The 20,227-nt window shown below is 40.2% G+C and carries 22 protein-coding genes; 11 read left to right on the forward strand and 11 right to left on the reverse strand.

Annotated elements, in window-relative coordinates; all coding sequences use genetic code 11:
- Window positions 1-243: 243 nt before the first annotated feature.
- The gene (locus tag ABJK37_RS19660) at window positions 244-780 is read left to right on the forward strand and encodes a gamma carbonic anhydrase family protein (RefSeq protein ID WP_348357437.1); all 537 of its coding nucleotides are present in this window, start codon (window positions 244-246) and stop codon (window positions 778-780) included.
- A gap of 8 nt (window positions 781-788) precedes the next feature.
- On the opposite strand, the gene ABJK37_RS19665 is transcribed toward ABJK37_RS19660, so the two are convergent.
- Genes ABJK37_RS19665 through ABJK37_RS19705 form a run of 9 tightly spaced genes read right to left on the reverse strand, consistent with a single transcriptional unit; the run spans window position 789 to window position 9,184 of the window.
- Window positions 789-1,040 (reverse strand): hypothetical protein, encoded by a 252-nt coding sequence (locus ABJK37_RS19665; protein WP_348357439.1) that lies wholly within the window; start codon window positions 1,038-1,040, stop codon window positions 789-791.
- On the reverse strand, window positions 1,037-1,858 hold the full coding sequence (gene aroE / locus ABJK37_RS19670) for a shikimate dehydrogenase (RefSeq protein ID WP_348357441.1): 822 nt from the start codon (window positions 1,856-1,858) through the stop codon (window positions 1,037-1,039). Before aroE ends, ABJK37_RS19665 begins: the two co-directional genes overlap by 4 nt.
- Window positions 1,855-2,775, reverse strand: a complete 921-nt coding sequence (gene hemF, locus ABJK37_RS19675) for an oxygen-dependent coproporphyrinogen oxidase (RefSeq protein ID WP_348357443.1) — start codon at window positions 2,773-2,775, stop codon at window positions 1,855-1,857. Before hemF ends, aroE begins: the two co-directional genes overlap by 4 nt.
- A 4-nt stretch (window positions 2,776-2,779) precedes the next feature.
- A complete protein-coding gene (locus ABJK37_RS19680; RefSeq protein ID WP_348357444.1) occupies window positions 2,780-3,352 on the reverse strand; it encodes a Sua5/YciO/YrdC/YwlC family protein in 573 nt (190 codons plus the stop codon).
- 2 nt (window positions 3,353-3,354) lie between these two features.
- Complete coding sequence (locus ABJK37_RS19685) at window positions 3,355-5,796, reverse strand: DUF748 domain-containing protein (RefSeq protein ID WP_348357446.1); 2,442 nt, start codon at window positions 5,794-5,796, stop codon at window positions 3,355-3,357.
- Window positions 5,797-5,856: 60 nt separating this feature from the next.
- The gene (locus ABJK37_RS19690) at window positions 5,857-6,417 is read right to left on the reverse strand and encodes a topoisomerase DNA-binding C4 zinc finger domain-containing protein (RefSeq protein ID WP_348357448.1); all 561 of its coding nucleotides are present in this window, start codon (window positions 6,415-6,417) and stop codon (window positions 5,857-5,859) included.
- Window positions 6,418-6,455: 38 nt separating this feature from the next.
- Window positions 6,456-6,932, reverse strand: a complete 477-nt coding sequence (locus ABJK37_RS19695) for a DUF494 family protein (protein WP_348357450.1) — start codon at window positions 6,930-6,932, stop codon at window positions 6,456-6,458.
- A gap of 1 nt (window position 6,933) precedes the next feature.
- A complete protein-coding gene (gene dprA, locus ABJK37_RS19700) occupies window positions 6,934-8,070 on the reverse strand; it encodes a DNA-processing protein DprA (RefSeq protein ID WP_348357452.1) in 1,137 nt (378 codons plus the stop codon).
- Window positions 8,071-8,107: 37 nt separating this feature from the next.
- Entirely contained in the window at window positions 8,108-9,184 is a 1,077-nt protein-coding gene (locus ABJK37_RS19705) for a LysM domain-containing protein (RefSeq protein WP_348357454.1), read from the reverse strand.
- A gap of 207 nt (window positions 9,185-9,391) precedes the next feature.
- Here ABJK37_RS19705 and def point away from each other — a divergent pair, with 207 nt between their 5' ends.
- The 5 genes from def to ABJK37_RS19730 all read left to right on the forward strand — a co-directional run bounded on the left by def (window position 9,392) and on the right by ABJK37_RS19730 (window position 14,456).
- Window positions 9,392-9,901 (forward strand): peptide deformylase, encoded by a 510-nt coding sequence (def, locus tag ABJK37_RS19710; RefSeq protein ID WP_348357456.1) that lies wholly within the window; start codon window positions 9,392-9,394, stop codon window positions 9,899-9,901.
- A gap of 7 nt (window positions 9,902-9,908) precedes the next feature.
- Window positions 9,909-10,853, forward strand: coding sequence for a methionyl-tRNA formyltransferase (gene fmt, locus ABJK37_RS19715; RefSeq protein WP_348357458.1), 945 nt, complete (start codon window positions 9,909-9,911; stop codon window positions 10,851-10,853).
- 10 nt (window positions 10,854-10,863) lie between these two features.
- Entirely contained in the window at window positions 10,864-12,168 is a 1,305-nt protein-coding gene (rsmB, locus tag ABJK37_RS19720) for a 16S rRNA (cytosine(967)-C(5))-methyltransferase RsmB (protein ID WP_348357460.1), read from the forward strand.
- 22 nt (window positions 12,169-12,190) lie between these two features.
- Window positions 12,191-13,570 carry a Trk system potassium transporter TrkA gene (trkA, locus tag ABJK37_RS19725; protein WP_348357462.1) on the forward strand — a complete coding sequence of 460 codons (1,380 nt, stop codon included), beginning with the start codon at window positions 12,191-12,193 and terminating at the stop codon, window positions 13,568-13,570.
- A 166-nt stretch (window positions 13,571-13,736) separates the two neighbouring features.
- Complete coding sequence (locus ABJK37_RS19730; RefSeq protein ID WP_348357464.1) at window positions 13,737-14,456, forward strand: class I SAM-dependent methyltransferase; 720 nt, start codon at window positions 13,737-13,739, stop codon at window positions 14,454-14,456.
- Window positions 14,457-14,542: 86 nt separating this feature from the next.
- Here the strand turns inward: ABJK37_RS19730 and ABJK37_RS19735 are convergent, their stop codons facing one another.
- The gene (locus ABJK37_RS19735; RefSeq protein ID WP_348357466.1) at window positions 14,543-15,382 is read right to left on the reverse strand and encodes a hypothetical protein; all 840 of its coding nucleotides are present in this window, start codon (window positions 15,380-15,382) and stop codon (window positions 14,543-14,545) included.
- 232 nt (window positions 15,383-15,614) lie between these two features.
- On the opposite strand from ABJK37_RS19735, the gene ABJK37_RS19740 reads away from it, so the two are divergent.
- The 5 genes from ABJK37_RS19740 (at window position 15,615) to ABJK37_RS19760 (ending at window position 19,658) form a co-directional block, all read left to right on the forward strand.
- Window positions 15,615-16,535 carry an ABC transporter ATP-binding protein gene (locus ABJK37_RS19740; RefSeq protein WP_348357468.1) on the forward strand — a complete coding sequence of 307 codons (921 nt, stop codon included), beginning with the start codon at window positions 15,615-15,617 and terminating at the stop codon, window positions 16,533-16,535.
- Entirely contained in the window at window positions 16,516-17,670 is a 1,155-nt protein-coding gene (locus ABJK37_RS19745) for an ABC transporter permease (protein WP_348357471.1), read from the forward strand. Before ABJK37_RS19740 ends, ABJK37_RS19745 begins: the two co-directional genes overlap by 20 nt.
- On the forward strand, window positions 17,661-17,936 hold the full coding sequence (locus tag ABJK37_RS19750) for a phosphopantetheine-binding protein (protein WP_215929350.1): 276 nt from the start codon (window positions 17,661-17,663) through the stop codon (window positions 17,934-17,936). The genes ABJK37_RS19745 and ABJK37_RS19750 overlap by 10 nt, the downstream gene beginning before the upstream one ends.
- Window positions 17,937-18,039: 103 nt before the next feature.
- Window positions 18,040-19,059, forward strand: coding sequence for a beta-ketoacyl synthase N-terminal-like domain-containing protein (locus tag ABJK37_RS19755; RefSeq protein WP_348357474.1), 1,020 nt, complete (start codon window positions 18,040-18,042; stop codon window positions 19,057-19,059).
- Between the two features lie 2 nt (window positions 19,060-19,061).
- On the forward strand, window positions 19,062-19,658 hold the full coding sequence (locus ABJK37_RS19760; protein WP_348357476.1) for a hypothetical protein: 597 nt from the start codon (window positions 19,062-19,064) through the stop codon (window positions 19,656-19,658).
- Between the two features lie 19 nt (window positions 19,659-19,677).
- On the opposite strand, the gene ABJK37_RS19765 is transcribed toward ABJK37_RS19760, so the two are convergent.
- Entirely contained in the window at window positions 19,678-20,154 is a 477-nt protein-coding gene (locus ABJK37_RS19765; RefSeq protein ID WP_348357478.1) for a DUF2141 domain-containing protein, read from the reverse strand.
- Window positions 20,155-20,227 lie beyond the last annotated feature (73 nt).

Below are 20,227 nucleotides of genomic sequence, written 5' to 3' on the forward strand. Positions count from 1 at the left end.
ACATAGCCTTGGCTAATTAGCAACTACTTAGAAATTCTAACTCGTTGCCAGAGTCCTAAGTGGTCTCCCTTGAAGCGAGGGCGCATTATAGAGATAACAGATATCCATGCAAGCACTTATTTAAAATAAATGTTTAAGTGGCTAAAAAGCCATCGACCTGTGCATTTATTTGGCGATTTATGCTGAAAAATGGCTGTTTTAATTTGATATGATGCATTTGTTAATTTTAAAACAGGAATAACCATGGCCATTCGAAGTTATAAAGATAAATTCCCGAATATTAAAGAGCATTGTTATATAGACAGTTCAGCAGTATTAGTTGGGGACGTTACATGTGCCGAGCATGCCAGTATTTGGCCTCTTGTTGCTGCTAGAGGTGATGTCAACTATATAAAGATAGGTGCTCGAACTAATATCCAAGACGGGACCGTATTACATGTCAGTAGAGTAAGTGATGCTAATCCCCTAGGTTTTCCACTTGTAATAGGTGCTGATGTGACAGTGGGTCATAAATGTATGTTGCACGGATGTACATTAGGAGATCGTATACTAGTTGGCATGGGAGCCATTATTATGGATGGCGCGATTGTGGAAGACGATGTATTGATAGGTGCCGGTACATTAGTACCACCAAATAAAACACTAAAGAGTGGTTATCTATATAAAGGCAACCCAATGCAACAAGCTCGCGTTCTAAAAGACAGCGAACTAGCCTTTTTAAAACAGTCAGCTCTAAACTACGTAAAACTTAAAGATGAATACATTGCGAACTCAAAGTAACTTTGATTTCAATACCCATACACTTCAGTGGCGGTGAGCCATAACTCACCGTCAGAATTGAGCTTATCTTGTTGGAGTTGATATTCGATTAGTTCTTCTAGTTCAAATTGCTTAGTTTCATAAAGTCTGATTAAGTCTGGTTTGCCTGAACCAACGATATAACAGATCAGCATTTGCCCTGACGACATGATATCTACTTTAAGTGCGCTTTTTGATTCTATATAAGTACAACCATCTAACACCTGGATGGCCTGATTCATAAAGTACTTCTTAAGGATTGAATTACAGGAGCAACATTTGGCCGATATCCAGTCCACAAATAAAAACTTTCCGCCGCTTGCCCGACTAACATGCCTAATCCGTCAAAGGTATTTACCACACCTAGGTTTTGCGCATGCTGCATAAATACCGTTGGTTTATCAGCGTAACTCATATCATAAACACAAGTACAACTGCTAATGACAGAGTCAGAGATCGCGGGTAACTCCCCTGTCAAACTGGCGGAAGTTGAATTAATGATTAAATCGAAAGCTTGCAGCGCCTTATTTAGCTGGTTAAAGCCAATACCAATAAAATTGTCTTGCGGTATTAATGCGGCTAACTGCTCAGCCTTTTCTTGTGTTCGGTTAGCAATGCTTAAAGATGCAGGCTCTAAAGCCAAGATTGATTGTAAGACCCCCCGAGCTGCACCACCAGCACCTAACAACAAAATGTGGGTATCCTTGATTTGCACCCCCAATCGCAGTAAATCTTGTACTAAACCACAGCCATCTGTAGTGTCACCTAAAAAACTACCATCTTCTCTCTTAATGACTGTATTCACTGCACCAGCAATTTTAGCCGCAGCTGACAATTCACCTACCCACTTTGCGACTTGTTCTTTAAAGGGTGCAGTTACATTACACCCCATTGCTTTAGGGTCTTGGAAAAAATCTATCAAGGTTGGAATAAAATCTTCTTTGGTAGCAAGGTTACGACCGTACTCAATGTTAAGCCCAGCTTGTTCGGCAAACATCTGGTGAATACTAGGTGATTTACTTTGGGCAATTGGGTTTCCGAATACAGTATATTTATTCACGACAACCAATCTCTTGGATGTAAATAATTTGCATATAAATCCGCTTCTTTACTTTCTGGTTCAGGCTCGAAGCAATATTCCCAACGAGCTAGAGGAGGCATAGACATCAATATAGATTCAGTGCGGCCACCCGTTTGCAATCCAAATAATGTGCCTCTGTCGTATACTAAATTAAATTCAACGTAGCGGCCACGTCGGTACAGTTGAAAGTCGCGCTCTGTTTCGCCAAAACTTATATCTTTGCGCTTTTCTACAATAGGTACATAGGCATCTAAAAACCCGTTACCTACTGCCTGCATAAACTTAAAGCTCTTTTCAAACCCTTGTTTATTAAGGTCATCAAAAAATAAACCTCCAACCCCACGAGTTTCGTTTCGGTGTTTCAAATAAAAATAATCATCGCACCATTTTTTATATTCCGGGTAGACCTCATCACCAAAAGGTACGCAAAGTTTTTTAGCGACACTATGCCAATGCACTACATCTTCATGGAATGGATAAAATGGCGTCAGATCAAACCCACCACCAAACCACCAAACCGCTTTTTCTCCAGGCTTTTCAGCTATAAAAAAACGTACGTTAGCATGAGTGGTAGGCACATAAGGATTATGGGGATGAAGAACTAAAGAAACACCAACCGCTTGAAAGCTCCGGCCTGCTAGTTCAGGTCGAGCAGCTGTGGCTGACGCAGGTAACTGTCCACCATATACATGAGAAAAATTGACTCCACCTTGCTCTATTACGTTACCACCAGTTAATACGCGAGTTCGACCACCGCCACCTAGTTCTCTTTGCCAGTTATCCTCAACAAAACTTCCTTTGCCATCTACCAACTCTAAGGTCTGGCAAATATTATCCTGCAACTTAAGTAAATACTCTTTTACTTTTTGTAAATCTGGTACTGATTCTGCTGTCATCTGACTAATTATCTCTTATAGTTTGCCCTGAAATTCCATGCCGGATTTGACTGGGTTTATTTGCCCCGCCTAATTCGCCATCCACCAACAATAGGGTCTTATCAAATTGATGAAATAAATGTGCTGGTGTTGTGGCAGGTTTCGCCCCAGACACATTAGCACTAGTGGATATCAAAGGCTTGCCGAATAGCTCACATAATTGACTTACAACAAGGTGTTGGCTTACTCGTACCGCAACCAGTTCACTATTGCCCGTCACCCACTTTGGGCATTGTTTCGAGGCAGGTAGCAACCAAGTGACTGGCCCCGGCCAACTGGAAAATATCTCATTACGCATGTTCATGGGGATCTTCCCGTCGTCTACGTAAGGCAACAACTGTGAATAAGTGTTAGCCACCAAAATCATCCCTTTTTCAATAGGACGTTTTTTCAAAGCCAATAACTTATGCACGGCAATTTCGTTATCAGGATCACATCCAAGCCCAAACACAGCTTCAGTTGGATATGCCAACAATTCCCCTAGTTTTAATTTCTCAACAATTAGGTCTGCATCTTCAATGATTGATAGTGGTTTCATATCTAGTCTGTTTTCAATTCAATGCGAGCTTGTGCATCTGCAGCAGTATCTAGCTCGGGAGCACAAAACAAAATACGTGATGAAATAATATCTTGCTCAATCAAATACCGTTTCAAATTATTCTGCCGTTGTGTTCCCATGGATTTAAGTGTGGCTTGTTGCTCAGTATTCAAAGTAGTTGGTGTGGCTAAACCCAAATCAGAAAAAGTACCAATAGCACAGGTTTTTAATTGCAACTCTGGTTTGTCTTGCATCAACAATACGAGTTCAGATAAATATTGCTGATTTTCTTCAGTGAGTTCCACTATCCCGTTTTGGAACATTAATGGTTCAAACTTCACTTTAAGTAAATACTCAGCACCTGAGATAGCCACAGAGACTACTGAAGCATAAGGTACAAAAGTGGTCATCAGATAACTTTTAGCTTGAGACATTGCGGCCTTTTTTAATACTAAGCCTAGAAAACTCTCGACACCAAATGAAGGTTCCGCGACATTTCCTCGCAGAGGTACTCCCAAATTAATATTACCTTGATCATCTTTTAATAAACCTAAGGCATAGTTTAACGGCATCGCTTTACCTTCTTTAAGGGTACCTTGTTCGACTTCGTCAGCGCTAGACATATCAACACCACGCAAAAACAACTTAGTCTCTCCGTCAATTTCTCCGTCTTCAATAGCCATCTCAACGCCCACATCTAACTGTCCAGTTTTCATCTCGAAACCCAAACCGTCTTTCACATAGGGAGACACAGAAGGTAAATCTAGTTCGTTTATATTGGCAGAAATCAATGCGTTAAGCTTATCGGCAAATGGCCTTGCGTGTCCTTTCGCTTCAATTTTTAAATAGTTATCATCTTTAGCAACCAGTTCAAATCGGCTTTCTAAGGAGTTGTCTCTGCTATCAAAAGGCCCTGCTTGTAGGGTTTCAATGCTAATATTTTGCTCGAAGGCTGGAGAAACGCTTTGGTCGTTGATTTGGATATGAGCGGTATCGCTAAGCAACAATTTTGCCACAGCAATAGTCAACGCAGTTGGGTCTTCTGAGGTAGATTCAACTTGTTCCGCCGTCTCTGCAGGGGGAATTTGTTGCGGTTCACTAGCAGAAGCCTCGGTATTATTTTGTACCTCTGGAGTGAGTGCTGATGTATCTACCATACTCACGATACTTTTATCGGGGTTAACTTTAATATCGGTTTTAAGTCCAGCTATGGAAACAGTATCTATATTCATATGATTATCACTAAACTGGATATCAGAGACAGATAATTGCGCAACACTTAGAATCGGTGCAGGCTCACTCAATGTTTTATCTTCAGAAAGATTAAGTGAGTCGATGTCTAATTTCTCGATAACTACACTGGGTTGCATTTCCAATAACTGCACATCTGTAGTCATCTTAATCTGGTCCCAATTAACCACGCTATTGCTAGCAGTCTGCAAACCAACATTACCCTGACTAAACTGAGTGGTCACTGCAGTCGTTAACTTTTGAACCACGCCACTTGGCAATACACTGACACTTAAATTATCAATAGTAATCACATCACTTGCCCCTTCAACAACCCAAGGGGCATAGTTAAGATCAAGTTCCGTCAAGGACAACACGATTTGCTCACTTTCTACTTGAATGTTTTCGGGAGCCAACTTAACTTTAGGGTTTCCTTTGAAGGAAAATTCGCCTGATATCCCTATACCTAAATCAATCAACATTGGACTTAAGGTCGACAGTTCTAATTGCTCCAAAGAAAAATCACTATCAATGCTACCTGACCCAGAATGCAAAGAGATCTCTGACTCAAGTCTCAATGGGGCGCCGTTTACTAATGCGTCAAGAGTAAGTGAGAGTTGTTGCTGCATTTGACTAAGTGACGCGTTATTAATCAGTAAATCTTTTAATAATAATGTTTGTGGATTGCCATCAATACTTGAATTGAACAATAGCCGCTTTAGCTGTAACTCTGGGATGACCAAAGTAAAGTCCAATGAAGACTGCTCTTTTGGCGACTCTTCCAAAGCGACGTTTTGTTCATCGTCTGAGCTTGCTGAAACATCCACTCCTGCAACTACCATTTGTTGTTGCGTTTTGACTATTTCGACTTCAGTACCTTCAATCAAAAATTCCGAGACATAAAGTTGCTTGAGTAACAGTCGATGCAGATGGACACTCACTTCAGCATACTCGATTGCCAATACTTGTTTTTTGTTTTGATCGTATAGCTGAAAATCATCAACGGTTAGAGTGCTAGTAAAAGGGTTAAATCTCACGGTGCTCGCTTCACCCAGAGACACTCCCATTTCCTGTAACGGATCTGTAGCAAAATGGCGCGCGGCAAATGGAGATAACATCCAAATCAGTAAATACAAGGCCACCAGCAGGCACAAAAGATACTTTAAGCTACGGATAAGCAAGTGTGGTTTGTTTTTTTTGTTCTGGGAGGTCATGGTCAATATCTAATAAAATAGTTAAAAACTCTGCCTGGGTAGAGGGAGAGGCTTGTGGAATTATTGTGGTTTAGGGATCTTACATTGGCACTGCTTCTGTGGGCATATCAATTCAACTTCAGACGCTCCTTTTTTTTGTTGCATTATCGGCCAATTGCATTTTGGACAAGGATGAGCAACAGGAGGAAAATTCAGTAAGTATTTGCATTTTGGGTAATTATCACATGCAAAAAATGACTTGCCAAACTTATTTGTGCGCTTAGTTATATGCCCGTTTTTACAGGCAGGGCAAGTTAGTTTTGTATCTTCGCTGTTGGAGTTTGACTGAATATAATCACAATCAGGGAAATCACTGCAACCAATGAACAACCCAAAACGCCCTTTTTTAATAACCAACAAGGATTGGCATTTAGGACAAGAAGAGCCCTCTATAGTTTTAACCTCGGGGCTTTCATATTCGTGAAGGGGTTTTGAAAAGTCGCATTCAGGATAATGACTACAACCAATGAAGGCTCCTGACTTTCCTCGTCTGATAGTTAATTTAGCATTGCATTGAGGGCAAGGTCCGAAGGCTTGCTCGGTAGCACTGGCAGAAAACAATGAGTGATCAATCTTAGACATGTAGCAGACCACTTTTAGTATTCATCGATAAAACACAATCAGTGCAGCGGACCTTCCGGCTCTTCAAACAACAAATCTTCCATCTGAGCGTATGCATTTTCTTTTCCTGGCACGTTAAATAGCACCATCAGCACTACCCATTTCAGATCCTCTAAACAAAACTCTTTAGAATCGATTTCCATCACTCTATCGATCACCATTTCTCGAATAGACGAATCCAATACATTAATTTGCTCTAGGAACATTAGAAAACCACGGCATTCCACATCCAAACGCATTTCTTCATCTTGAGTATAGACTCGAGTTACAAAAGAATTAGGCCCTTTGGCCAAATAAGGTTTGATATCGGTTTCTTGCAGTGCAGCAAGCTTTTCTAACCAAGACAGTGCTTTATAAATTTCATCGTGATGAAAGCCAGCTCGAATTAACTCATCTGTAAGCTCGTCTTGATCAACGCGAATTTCAGTTTCACTGTGAATAAAGTTTTCAAATAGATACATGAGGATATCGAACATACTATTTTTCCCCCAATTTAATGTAACCGCCGGAAACAGCAATCACTAAACCACGCAATTCATATTCTAATAATTGTGACATTACTTCTGTTACTTCTATGCCGCTGCGCTGAGCCACTATATCTAGTGGGGTGACTTCAAAATCTACACTATCTAACAATTTGTCTGAAGCCAAGCTTTGTGTCGTATTTTTTTGCAATTTATCAACTTTTTCACTCGATTCTGGCGAAATGAGATGTTGAAACTCCTCATTAATATCTCCTACACATGTTACTAACTTTGCTCCTTGTTGAATCAAATGATGACAGCCCGCTGACATAGGGTTGTGAATATTTCCTGGCAGCGCAAATACTTCTCTGTTTTGCTCTAAAGCGTATCTTGCAGTAATTAATGAACCACTCTTTATCGCTGCTTCAACAATTAACGTACCCACAGACAGCCCGCTAATAATGCGGTTGCGTCTCGGAAAGTACTCTGGTCGCCCTTTTGTAGTAGGTGCAAATTCAGAAATAATCACGCCGTTACTTTGCAAAATATCTTCTGCTAATTTGATATGGCGGCGAGGATACATTTTATCAATGGCAGTGCCCAAAACAGCTATAGTTGTATAACCGCCTGATACCGCGCCTTGATGAGATAAGCCGTCAATACCAAGGGCTAAGCCACTGGTAATGGTCCAACCACACTCACTTAAACTGTTTGCAAAAAAATGGGCATTTTCTCTTCCCTGTGGACTTGGGGCTCGGCTTCCTACCATGGCAAGTTGATAGTTACTTAGAGATTGAGGGTCACCATATCCGTATAAAAGTGGCGGTGAACTAGCGATTTGCTTAAGTAAAGGAGGGTAATGGAGGTGATCGTAGTAAACTAGAAAACGATTTTTTTTGGAATTAAGCCACTCCAAACTAACGTTGAGCAATCTTTGGTCGGGATGCAATATGGCTTCTATTTGTTGCTGCCTAAAACCTACTTCTTGCAAAGTAGCCTTCGAAGCAGCAAAAACTTCAGATAGCTCAATAGCATACTTTTTCTGCAATTTTATTAAGCTAGCAACTGAAAAATTAGGGATCTGAGTCAACTTCAGCCAATTTTCCAGCTCACCGCTATCACTGCCGCCATCCTCAACATCCTGTTGCATTTATTGCTCCTTAGACACCCCATAAAATTTAACTTATTTAGGGTTTAGCGACTATCATCCCCCTTTTAATGACTTTAGCTGATTTGGTAATAAGTGCATAACTTGCAGTATCAAATGATTTAAACACAAGCACTTCGCCTACCTTTAAGGCAGGTTGACTAATTTCATCCCCTTGGCTGAAGGCACTGCGGATGGTGTCAGACTCTCCTTCATACTTAGGTTGTTTTCCGTCCACTATTCTGGGTCCTTGACTATATATACCCATTACCGTTCCGGCAGAAACTTGATCAGAGCCAAGATCTAACACCACAACATTGAATTTACCCAGCAAATTATGCTGTTCTAAGTCGTCAATAATGAAACCCGTTTGATTTTGCGCCGCTACCAACATAACCTCATTTGGCTCAGCCGAAACTGCTGGAATTATTTTGTCACCACGTTTAACTTCAAGATTAGCTTCTAATATTCTGATTAATGCCTGATTATTTAGCTCAGTGTCCACTAACTTAGCTTTCGCTAAATAGCGTACCTGTAAGCCGATAAAGTTGCCTTCCATGTCGAGCAATTCATTTTGTTTTCTTACAATACTTAAATTTTCTTTACTGCGACGCGCAGCTTTCCCGAGTATTAGATTATCGGTAGCATAACGCACAGCCCCTTCTTCGTTACCTAGAACATAGGGATAACGGTCGTAAACCTGTTTCGTCATGATCATTTCGTTTTCAATATAAGGTTTAATGACAGACCATGGCAGTGCCGGTATAGGATTGGCTGCTTTAAGTGATTTAACGCCTTCGGGAGAAAGTTTTATTTCAGGTTTTGCTGCCTCTCTTTTTACTTCGAGTACAGTTTCACCTTTTTCGTTTTTAACTAAACGTAATTCGTCGCCTGGATAAATAAGGTGCGGATTAGTAATATATGTATTAGTCCGCCACAATTCTGGCCATTGCCAAGGCTTGTCCAAATACATATTGGATATGCCCCACAGAGTATCGCCCTTTTGCACTATATACACTTCAGGAGCGGTATCTTTTACTGAAATATTCTGTGCGATACTATAGATCGGCAAAAGCACCAACAGTAACAGCGACCTAATTAATTTATTGCTCGTCATTCTTATATACACCTTGATGCAGTGACTATTATGTTTTGGATCGATTTACGCTAGAATAGCGCAGCTAGAAACGTATTAAATAGTCAATTCTATTTGATCGTATAGTAAATAATACACAGACCAATACTCACTCTATCACTGTAGCGTAAAGTTTCTATTGGTTACATTAGTTCCTGAGTCTGAGACTCATTATAGTTGAATAATACAATGGCAATATTAGATGTGTTGCGCTTTCCCGATGAGAGATTGCGCACAGTAGCAAAAAAAATTGAAGATGTTGATAAATCGATTACCGCTTTAATCAGCGATATGTTTGAAACTATGCGTGACGAAAACGGTATTGGTTTAGCGGCAACACAGGTCAACGTTCATAAACGATTGGTGGTGATGGACGTCTCTGAAAATCAAGATGAACCTTTAGTATTCATTAATCCTGAAATTACCCAGAGGGAAGGCAAAACCATTAGCGAAGAAGGTTGTTTGTCAGTACCCAACAATTATGCACAAGTCGAAAGATCTGAAAAAATTACAGTTGAGGCACTTGATAAAATGGGCAAACCTTTTTCCTTAGAAGCAGACGGTCTGTTAGCAATCTGTATTCAACACGAATTAGACCATTTAAAAGGCAAGTTATTTGTAGATTATCTATCTCCTCTTAAACGCCAAAGAATAAAGACCAAGTTAGAAAAAGAAGCCCGACTCGCGGCAAGAGGCTAAAACACAATTGAAAAAGCCCTTAAAAATAATATTTGCTGGAACTCCTGAGTTTGCAGCATTGCACTTACAAGCGCTAATTGATTCCGAACATGACATCATTGCTGTATACAGTCAACCAGACCGACCAGCCGGTAGGGGTAAGAAATTACAAGCCAGTGCTGTAAAAAATTTGGCGTTGCAACATGACATTCCGATTTTCCAGCCAGAGTCACTGAAAACTCATGAGTCACAACAAGCGCTCGTTGAGCTTGATGCAGATATCATGGTAGTGGTGGCTTATGGCTTGATTCTCCCTAATGCCGTTCTAGAGGCTCCTAGATTAGGTTGCCTTAACGTACATGGTTCATTGCTGCCTAAATGGCGAGGGGCAGCCCCCATCCAGAGATCGTTATGGGCTGGAGACAGCGAAACCGGTGTAACCGTTATGCAAATGGACGAGGGTTTGGATACAGGGGCAATGTTACTAAAGCATTCACTTACCATCTCCAGAGATGATACCAGCGCTACTTTGTATCAAAAGCTCGCCGAAATGGGCCCTAAAGCACTGTTGGAAACATTAGACTCTTTAAATGAAATTCGGCCGCAAATCCAAGATGATAAACTTGCCAGTTATGCAAAAAAACTGTCAAAAGAAGAAGCCCAAATAGATTGGCATTTATCGGCTGAACAAATTGAAAGAAATATCCGTGCTTTTAATCCGTGGCCGGTGGCTTTTTTCACGCTAAACGACGCGAATATTAAAGTGTATGCTTCTGAGGTTGTTAAGAGCAACAGTGCTGATACCCCGCCAGGCGAAATTATTAAATCAGATAAGCAGGGCATTTTAGTGACTACAGGTAATAACAGCTTGTTAATCACAAAATTGCAACTTCCTGGTAAAAAGCCAATGTTAGCTGCTGATGTATTAAACGGCAGAGCCGATTGGTTTACTATTGGTAGCTCACTAAGATGAAATATTTTTCATGAAGTCTAAATTTTTAAATTTACGCGCTGATGCCGCCAAAGTACTTCATCAAATTTTAGAAGAGGGACAATCTGCAAGAGAGTGCCTCCCATTAGCGCAATTACCCCATAAAGAACAAGATAAAGCTTGGCTTCAAGAAATGGTCTACGGTGTTTTGCGCAATTTACCTATTTTGCAGTTTTGGCTCAGAAAACTGCTCGATAAGCCCTTAAAAAATCGCTACAAGATTGTAGAACAGTTGATTATGTTAGGGTTTTACCAATTAGCTTTTAGTCGGGTTAGTCAACACGCGGCTGTGTCGGAAACAGTCGCAGCTTGCCAACCTCTTAATACCCAAGCTATGAAAGGATTGGTTAATGCTATCTTGCGTACATTTATTAGAGAAGAAATATCTCAACAACAAGCCCCTAATCAACAAATAGCGTCAGGTTTACCAAAGTGGTTATTCAAGAAGCTAGAAGCTGAATATCAAGATGGTTTTATCGATTTAATTGGCAATATGCAGCAAAAGGCCCCTATTTGGCTCAGGGTCAATACTCAACAAATTTCCCATGCTGATTTCGTAGAGACACTGGGAAATGCCAGCATCGATTTTACTCTGTCGACTGAGCATCCAGAGGCCATAATATTATCAAAGGGTTATGATGTTACAAGTTTACCGGGATTTGATAAGGGGTGGTTTGCCGTGCAAGACGGTGCGGCACAACTTGCAGCTCATTATCTTGAACCCGCTGAAAATCAAACAATCTTAGATTGTTGTGCAGCACCAGGGGGGAAAACATGTCATATAGTCGAAACGCAACCCAATATAACTAAAATTGTTGCGCTAGAGGTAAATCAACAACGAGCCCTTAAAATTGAAGAAAATTTAAGCAGGCTGGGACACAACGCCGAAATCGTAATAGGTGACGCAACGTTGCCCGAACAATGGTGGGATGGACAACTATTCGACCAAGTGTTGCTTGATGCTCCTTGCTCAGCGACAGGTATTATTCGCCGCCATCCAGATATAAAATGGTTACGTAAAGCCAAAGATATTGAAGTTTTGGTCACTCTTCAAAAACAAATATTGGATGCCATATGGGCACTAATCAAACCGGGAGGAACGATGCTGTATGCAACTTGTTCTATTCTGCCCGAAGAAAATCATTTACAAATAAGTGATTTTTTATCACGAACACCTAACGCTTCGTTAGATAATAGGTTCTGCAACGATTCAGTAGATAGACCCGGCAAACAGATTTTGCCAGGAGATCAACAAATGGATGGTTTCTATTATGCCAGACTGCTAAAGTCTAAATAATAATAAGGTTTACAGACCAAAAATGAAGATAATTATCCTTGGTGCAGGTCAAGTCGGCGCTACTCTAGCTGAAAATTTAGTCGGTGAGAAAAATGAAATCACCGTTATTGATTCAGATCCCAATACCCTGAGGCATTTGCAAGACAGGTTAGATTTGCAGGTTGTCGCTGGGATGGGATCCCATCCAGATATTCTGAAAAAAGCAGGGGCAGAAGACGCCGACATGCTGATTGCTGTGACTAATAGCGATGAAAGCAATATGATGGCCTGCCAAGTTGCCTATAGCCTATTTAAGACTCCCACAAAAATCGCCCGTGTACGCTCTGAACAATACATCATTTATCAAGAGCAGTTATTCAAACATCAAGACGTACCTGTGGATCATCTCATTGCCCCAGAACAATTAGTGACCAAAGCAATAAAACGCCTGATAGATTATCCCGGTGCGTTACAAGTGGTGGAATTTGCAGAAGGCAAAGCCAGTTTAGTGGCAGTTAAAGCCTATTACGGCGGACTGTTAGTAGGCCACGCACTTTCTACACTTAAAGAACATATACCTAACGTCGAGACACGAGTGGCCGCTATTTACCGCCGAGGAAAACCTATTCGCCCGCTAGGCACCACCATCATCGAAGCGGATGACGAGGTGTTTTTTATTGCAGCAACTAAACATATTCGTGCGGTGATGAGTGAACTACAAAAGTTAGAATCAAGTTACAAACGAATTATGATTGCTGGTGGAGGACTCATTGGTGCTGGTTTAGCCAAGATGCTAGAACATAACCACAATGTGAAGCTAATAGAGTTTAGTCCTGATCGAGCCAAATACCTGTCGGCCCATTTAGACAAAACCATTGTTTTTGCCGGTGATGCTTCAGATCATGAATTGTTAACCGAAGAAAACGTCGAACAAGTAGACGCTTTTATAGCTGTCACTAACGATGACGAAGCGAATATCATGTCGGCCATGTTAGCTAAACGACTAGGTGCGGCAAAAGCGATGGTGCTCATTCAACGCGGCGCCTATGTTGATTTAGTACAAGGTGGCGAAATCGATATTGCGTTCTCTCCTCAACAAGCCACTATCTCAGCTCTCCTCACCCATATAAGACGAGGAGACATAGTAAACGTTTACTCACTTAGAAGAGGCGCGGCAGAAGCCATCGAAGCAATAGCCCATGGCGATCAAAATACCTCAAAAGTAGTAGGTCGCGAAATCCGTGAAATTAAACTACCTCCAGGGACCACTATAGGCGCAATTGTTCGCAGTGATGAGGTGATTATTGCTCACGGTGATACCAAAATTGAAGCTAACGACCACGTTATTCTGTTTCTAGTTGATAAAAAGTTTATCAGTCATGTAGAGAAACTATTCCAACCCAGTGCATTCTTTTTCGGGTAATGATTATCAAATTAAGCCAGCCGTTTTTTTCTATGACTCGAGAATTTTTATAGATGAGACTAATTATTCGATGCAGTACGCTGCCCTGTTCAGAAGGTCATTTTACATTGTTAAACGTCTTTGGCATTACACATAATCTGAAAGGTAAAAAGGAAGAGGCAAGCAATTGAGCAAAGTAGACATTAAAAAAGCCTGGGTAAGAGAAAGCAAATTTGGAGATTGGTTTTTAAATACTGATACATGGTTAATACATGTATTAAGAAGAGCACTTGATGATCTTGAAAGGTTAATTCCAGAGAATAAACCAAAGCAATTTCACACCATATTGGATATTGGTTCCGGCTTTGGGCACTCACTAATTGAACTAGACAAACGTTTCTCGCCTGAGACTATTATTGGATTGGATGTGGATCCAGAAGTAGTAGATAAGGCGGGCAGCAATGCCCAAAAATGTCAGGCCAACGTCGAATTTCTCATTAACAATGCCGCAGAAATTGACTTACCTGACAACTCCGTTGACATGATTTTTTGTCATCAAACCTTCCATCACATAGTGGATCAAGATTCCGCTATTAAAGAATTCTATCGTGTACTTAAGCCAGAAGGTTGTTTGTTGTTTGCTGAGTCTTGTCGTCGTTATATCCATTCGATGGTTATTCGTGTGTTATTCCGGCATCCAATGCATGTACAGAAAACCGATATGGAATATTTGCAACTCATAGAAAAGGCTGGATTTGATGTAGTAGAACAACAATTATCTCGTCCTTTTTTATGGTGGTCTCGAGAGGATTTAGGCCTTTGGGAAACCCTCACAGGCAGAGTAGAAGATCCAGATTCAAGGGAAGAAACCCTTATAAATGGGGTGTTGTATAAATCACCTCAATAATATGAATGCGCTATTTTGTGATTTGATTACAAAAGTTGAAATGTTTGCCTACGGTTTACCTCTCAACGCTAAGAATTCATTAGCAATTACTTTGACTTGTATGCAAATGGCCAAGTAATCAGGGTGTTGTTTGAATATTCTGAGCTGGGTTTGTTTACCGAGTTAAAGTAAATCGGCACCTGTTTTTCTCCTAAAGCGTCGATATAAAACAGCGTTGGCCAAGCATGCGGTGCATGGTTCAATTTATTCTCCACTCTAATTTGTGTCACATCAAAAGTCACAGCATTGACAAGGGCTTGATTGCTACCAGGAACAGTGTCTTGGGTATCAATATAGGCATCACTGAAGTTGGCGCAGCTACCAAAATATTGAATACCGTAGTCCCAAAAAATACCTGAATAGACAGATACAGGATCTAAGTAGGTAGTCTGAATACTCACCGCCTCGTTTCGTTCCCTTAGTGCTTCACATACCCCTAATATAACGAACGAACCACAACTGTGTGCCACTAAATGAACGCCTTGAAGATTTGGTAAAAGCGCGAGTTTCACACCTAACTTCTCGCCAATTTTTTTACCATCAACAGAACAACTAAGGACATTATCCGAATAGGGTTGCCAGCCAAAACTGATATGTTGACTATGTAACTTACTAAACGGCATCTGTTGAAGTTGCGAATATTTGTGTTGTAATTCATCACTCCAACTTGCTGGCGAATCTTTTACACCATGTACCGATAAAGTTAGATAATTGACATCAGAATCGAGACTGATGTTAACGACATTCTGATAGTTTTTAGGCCAATGCATCGCAAGCAAAAAGCCAACGGAGATAACAATAAAGCACACTCCAGGCAAAACGACAACCAGCCACCACAACCAAGGCACTATCCAATACTTTCGGTATAATTGTCGTAATCTAAACATCCAAACCCTTAGTCATCTAAAAACTCCAATTAAAATATTTCCCTAGCCAAAAAGCAGACTAATGCTGAATTGTACAATTACTTTAAACACTTACAGTGCCGCAAAATTTAACGTAATATAACTTTGATTAGCAATTATCTTAAGTTGTAGATGAAACCACTATGCCACAATCTGAAATGAAACTATCAAGCTCTATTACAACCACAGAGTTTAAATGTCTAACTGAGGCATGATGTCAGTATTTAAAATAACGGATCTCGAATATCGTTATGCAAATTCTTCGGTCCCCGCACTTCACGACGTTAATATTAATCTAGACGCTGGACAATGCCTAGGTTTGATAGGCCCAAATGGCGCAGGAAAATCTACTCTTTTGTCGATATTGTCGGGTTTATTGATACCCACTTCCGGTACGCTGCACTTTGACCAGAACACCCAAGCAACCTTGTCTAAATTTGTACAAAAAAACGTGGCTCTAGTGCCTCAAGAATATGCTTTCTATCCGCAATTGAGTGTTGTACAGAATTTACAATATTTCGTTAGTTTGTGTGGGTTAAGTAGCATTGATGGTAAAACAAAAGTGCACAGTGTTATGCAGCAATGTCAACTTCAACAAGTCAGTACTAAAAAGGCGAAGCGTCTTTCAGGGGGATACAAGCGTAGGTTAAACTTGGCGATTGCGCTTTTAAAAGATCCACAAATACTCTATTTAGACGAACCAACTGTGGGTGTTGATCCTATTTCAAGAACCGCCATCCTAGCACTACTTAAAACACTAAAGAACCAAGGCAAGACCATTGTTTATACGTCACATATGTTGACAGAAGTGCAAGATATATGTGACCAAATTGTCATGCTAACTCAAGGAAAAGCCAGCTATCTAAGCTTAAACACTCAGCAAAAATTTATCACTATCACATTTGCTAAATCACTATCTGCGAATTTGACTAAGCAATTACACGCCTTGCCCATAAAAGTCGAGTGTAAAGAGGCACAAGTTACAGCCTTTATTGAATCACCTGAAGAATTATTGACGATGCTTACGTTGCTTGGTAACAGTCAACTAGCGATTCTCAACATTCATTATGACCAAACCTCATTGACCCAATATTACTTAAATCATATGGAAGAAAATGATAGTACAGAGTATTAAAAAGGAATTTATATTGGTGTTTAGCGATCTGCATAGTGTCGCGGTTTTATTGCTGATGCCTGTTATTTTTATGTTGATAATGACCTTTGCCATGAGTGAACGTCAAGAAGATATGATCCAAAATCTTCAGGTCGAATTTAAAACAAATAATGAATTCGAACAAATTTTGTTTGGACAATATCTTGCTAATTTTGGTTACCAATTGAACCCCGTAATGTCCAAGGCAAACGCCAGTTTGGTTCTTGAGTCAAACTTAAAACAGCAGCTGTTTTCTAATCAACAACATCCATTGATTCAAATAGAATATAGCGCTAAAACCTCCCCTGCAATTCAAGCGCTGCTGAGCCAACATGTACAACTTTCATTCGCGCGATTGAAGCTGCATATGTACATGCTTGATACTGGTGAAATGGATGAAGAATTACCTTTAGATAAACAAATGTCACAGATTAACCAGCAAACCGATACTTCCCAGTATATTAGCGTTGCTGACAACAACACATCACTTCCAGTGATCAGTTATAGTGTGCCATCTTGGTTAATTTTTGGAATATATTTTATTGTATTACCTATTTCTGTCACCCTGTTGAATGAAGTACAAAATGGCACCTTAATCAGATTAAAAACCTTTCCCCTCAATTTGCATCACTACTTTTTAGTCAAATTGTTGGCCTTTTACCTATTTAGCGTGGGACAATTCTTACTACTAAGTTTAATTGGCTGGCGCTTAATACCGCTGTTAATTGAGCAGCCTCCAGTGCCTTACAACCATTTGTGGGAACTATTAAGTACAGCGTTAATTGTATGCTTGGCTGCAGTCAGTTTTGCCTCAATTATTGCTTCATTGGTGCGCAGTTTTGAACAAGCGATTGTGCTTGGTGGTGGAGTGAATATCATCATGGCAGCATTGAGTGGTTTTATGGTACCACTGGATATCATGCCTATAACCTTGCAGCAAATTGCCCAGTTTTCACCTATGTATTGGTCAGCCCAACTAGTGAAAGGCACTATGTATGGTCAATTTGGTGATGAACATTGGATGAGTTTTATCTATCTGGCAGTATTTGCGGCAATTTCACTTACAACCTCAGCACTATTATTTAGTCGCCGATTAAGGGAGCTTTCATGGAATTAGAAGAACTAAAAACACAACTAAAACAATTGATAGTAGTCGAATGTGACAAAGAAGACGATATGACCTGGGAAGATATCGAAGACGATGAGCCCTTGTTTGGTAACAAGTCTAAAGTAGGTTTAGACTCCCTCGACGCACTACAACTTGCCTTAGTATTAAAAGAACACTTTGGAATAAAAGTAGAGGGTTCGAAAGAGTCTCGCAAACACTTACAATCTATCAATAGTATTGTTGAATATATTCAAACTGTTGGGCCCGCTAAATAACGTGGCTGTGTATATTCATTCCAGTGTAAGCCATAGCGCTTGTGGAAACAGTTACTTAAATGACTGTCTTAGGTTTTCCACAGAACCAAATACCAGCCTAGAAATGACAGCAAACATTGAGGATGAACTGCAACAGATACAATTTTTTGCGATGGATATGGTGCCAATAGATAGCAGCGAAACGAGATTATTTAATAGTTTGGCAAACGTTGTACAACAGTTAATTGAAATCAGTGCATTAACTCCCGATGACCTTGCCCAAACAGCGTTACTTTTGGGTTCTACATCTTTGGATATAGGTACGTTGACTCCATCTGAGGACAAAGCGTTAGGGTTACCTAAGATCGACAGACTTAGTCAGTATCTGCAGCAACATTTCAGATTGCACCCTTTTCATCTGGTTATCAATACCGCCTGTACTGCCAGTATTAATGCTGTTTCTTACGGCAAAAAACTGCTTGAAAAAACGGCGATCAAACAAGTCATTGTGATTGGTTGCGAGTTTTATAACGAGTTAACTACCGCAGGCTTTCATTCTTTAGACTTACTTAGTTCTGAGCAGCTTTTAGCCTTCCATGAAAAACGTCAAGGCCTAATATTAGGTGAGGGAATAGGGGCAATATTATTGTCCGAAAACAAACCTTCGAAAAAACAATGTTATCAAATACTAGAAGGTGACTCTACTTGTGATACATCAAGTCTTACCATGACAGTTGAAGATGGTAGCCATATAAACTCTGTGATCAACCAAGCCATTACAAAATCTGGATTAAGGGCAAAAGACATAGACTTAATTAAAATACATGGTACGGCCACGTACAACAATGACCTCGCTGAATTTAACGCATTCAACAGTTACTTTGACGACCTTCCCCCTGTTTTCGCCCTAAAACCCTTTATCGGCCACACTTTAGGGGCATGTGGAGTGATTGAGTTGGCGCTGTTGGATTATTTACTGACTCAAGAAACACTTCCCGTACCTAGTTACGTAATAGAACATCCGCACAGTATCCTGTTACCTTTTGCTGGTGCAGATAAGGCAATCAAGAGTTTTAAGCATATATTGATTAATCACTGTGGGTTTGGTGGCAATAATGCAGCTCTAGTATTGGAGACGGTTTAATCATGCAAATTACTTTATATAACTATGCCTGTTTTAGTCATAGCCGCGCCCTTGACAATAAAAGTTTACGCCAGCAAGTCAAACAAAAATACGCGGTGGCGGTAAGGCGCTTAGATAATTTCACTTTGTGTGCATTAGCTGCAGTCGCAGAACTAAGAGCGGATAATTTCGACTTTAAAAAATACTCACTCATAAGTTGTGCTCAGTATTTTTCTATCGAATTGATTCAACAAATGTTACTCGACTTAAAGCAAAATCGTGCCATTCGCCCTTTAGACTTTGTGGCTACGGTAGGCAATGCTGCAAATTTTTATATTGCCAAAGAGTTTTCCATTACTGGTAGCAATTTATTCATTGGCGCTGATACAGATGCCTTAAAGAAAAGTTTATTGCTTAGTGCTCTTGAAACCAATGCAGACAAGAAAGCGGCAGTGATTTTATTAATCTGGCAAGAAACCGAACTTGAACGAGTTTGCCACGCCTTATTATTAGGTGCTCCCCAAGCACAACATAACATCTATCCCAAACTGCAACACTTAAGTCAGCTCAGTTCTCTTGCCACTATTGATTTGCCAGCGGTCGTTGATGTTAATTTATAACTGAATATTGCTTAAATTTTCATTTTCGCTTTTTATGATGTTTGAGTTTAATGTTTTGAATATTGCTGCTTTGTTGCAACAAAAAACAACTATCTAGGGGGATAGGTTCTCCCTTGAATAATGAAGGATTATTACTAAAACCTACTGGTTCGAGAGGGATACCCATAGAAGAACGCTCCAACAATTGATTATTGTTTAAGTCCAAATACAAACGTATACAAGTGAAACCAATAGGCAAGTCATTAATTGCCAATTTAACTTTTGGCTGCTGAGCTTGGTCTGCATCCACGAGTTCAGTCAGTTTATGCACTAACTCCAGGTCATCCCATTTTAATTTGTCAGTCAATGCTCCTTTTACTTGATAAACCGCTATGTGAAGTTGCCCAGTTTTTTTGTCATGGCCTTCGATGTCTAGCGTCAATGATGCTGCAAATGCACAGGACGTATTCAAAAACGCCCATAAAAAACCCACTAAAAAATATTTATTCTTCAACACACTTTGTCTCAGGGTTCACAAATAATCGTTAACAGGTATACTAACGGCTAACTTGTTGAAGGACAAACTGGCC

It is taken from the genome of Paraglaciecola sp. (assembly GCF_039964565.1).
In the GTDB taxonomy this organism is placed as follows: Bacteria; Pseudomonadota; Gammaproteobacteria; order Enterobacterales; family Alteromonadaceae; genus Paraglaciecola.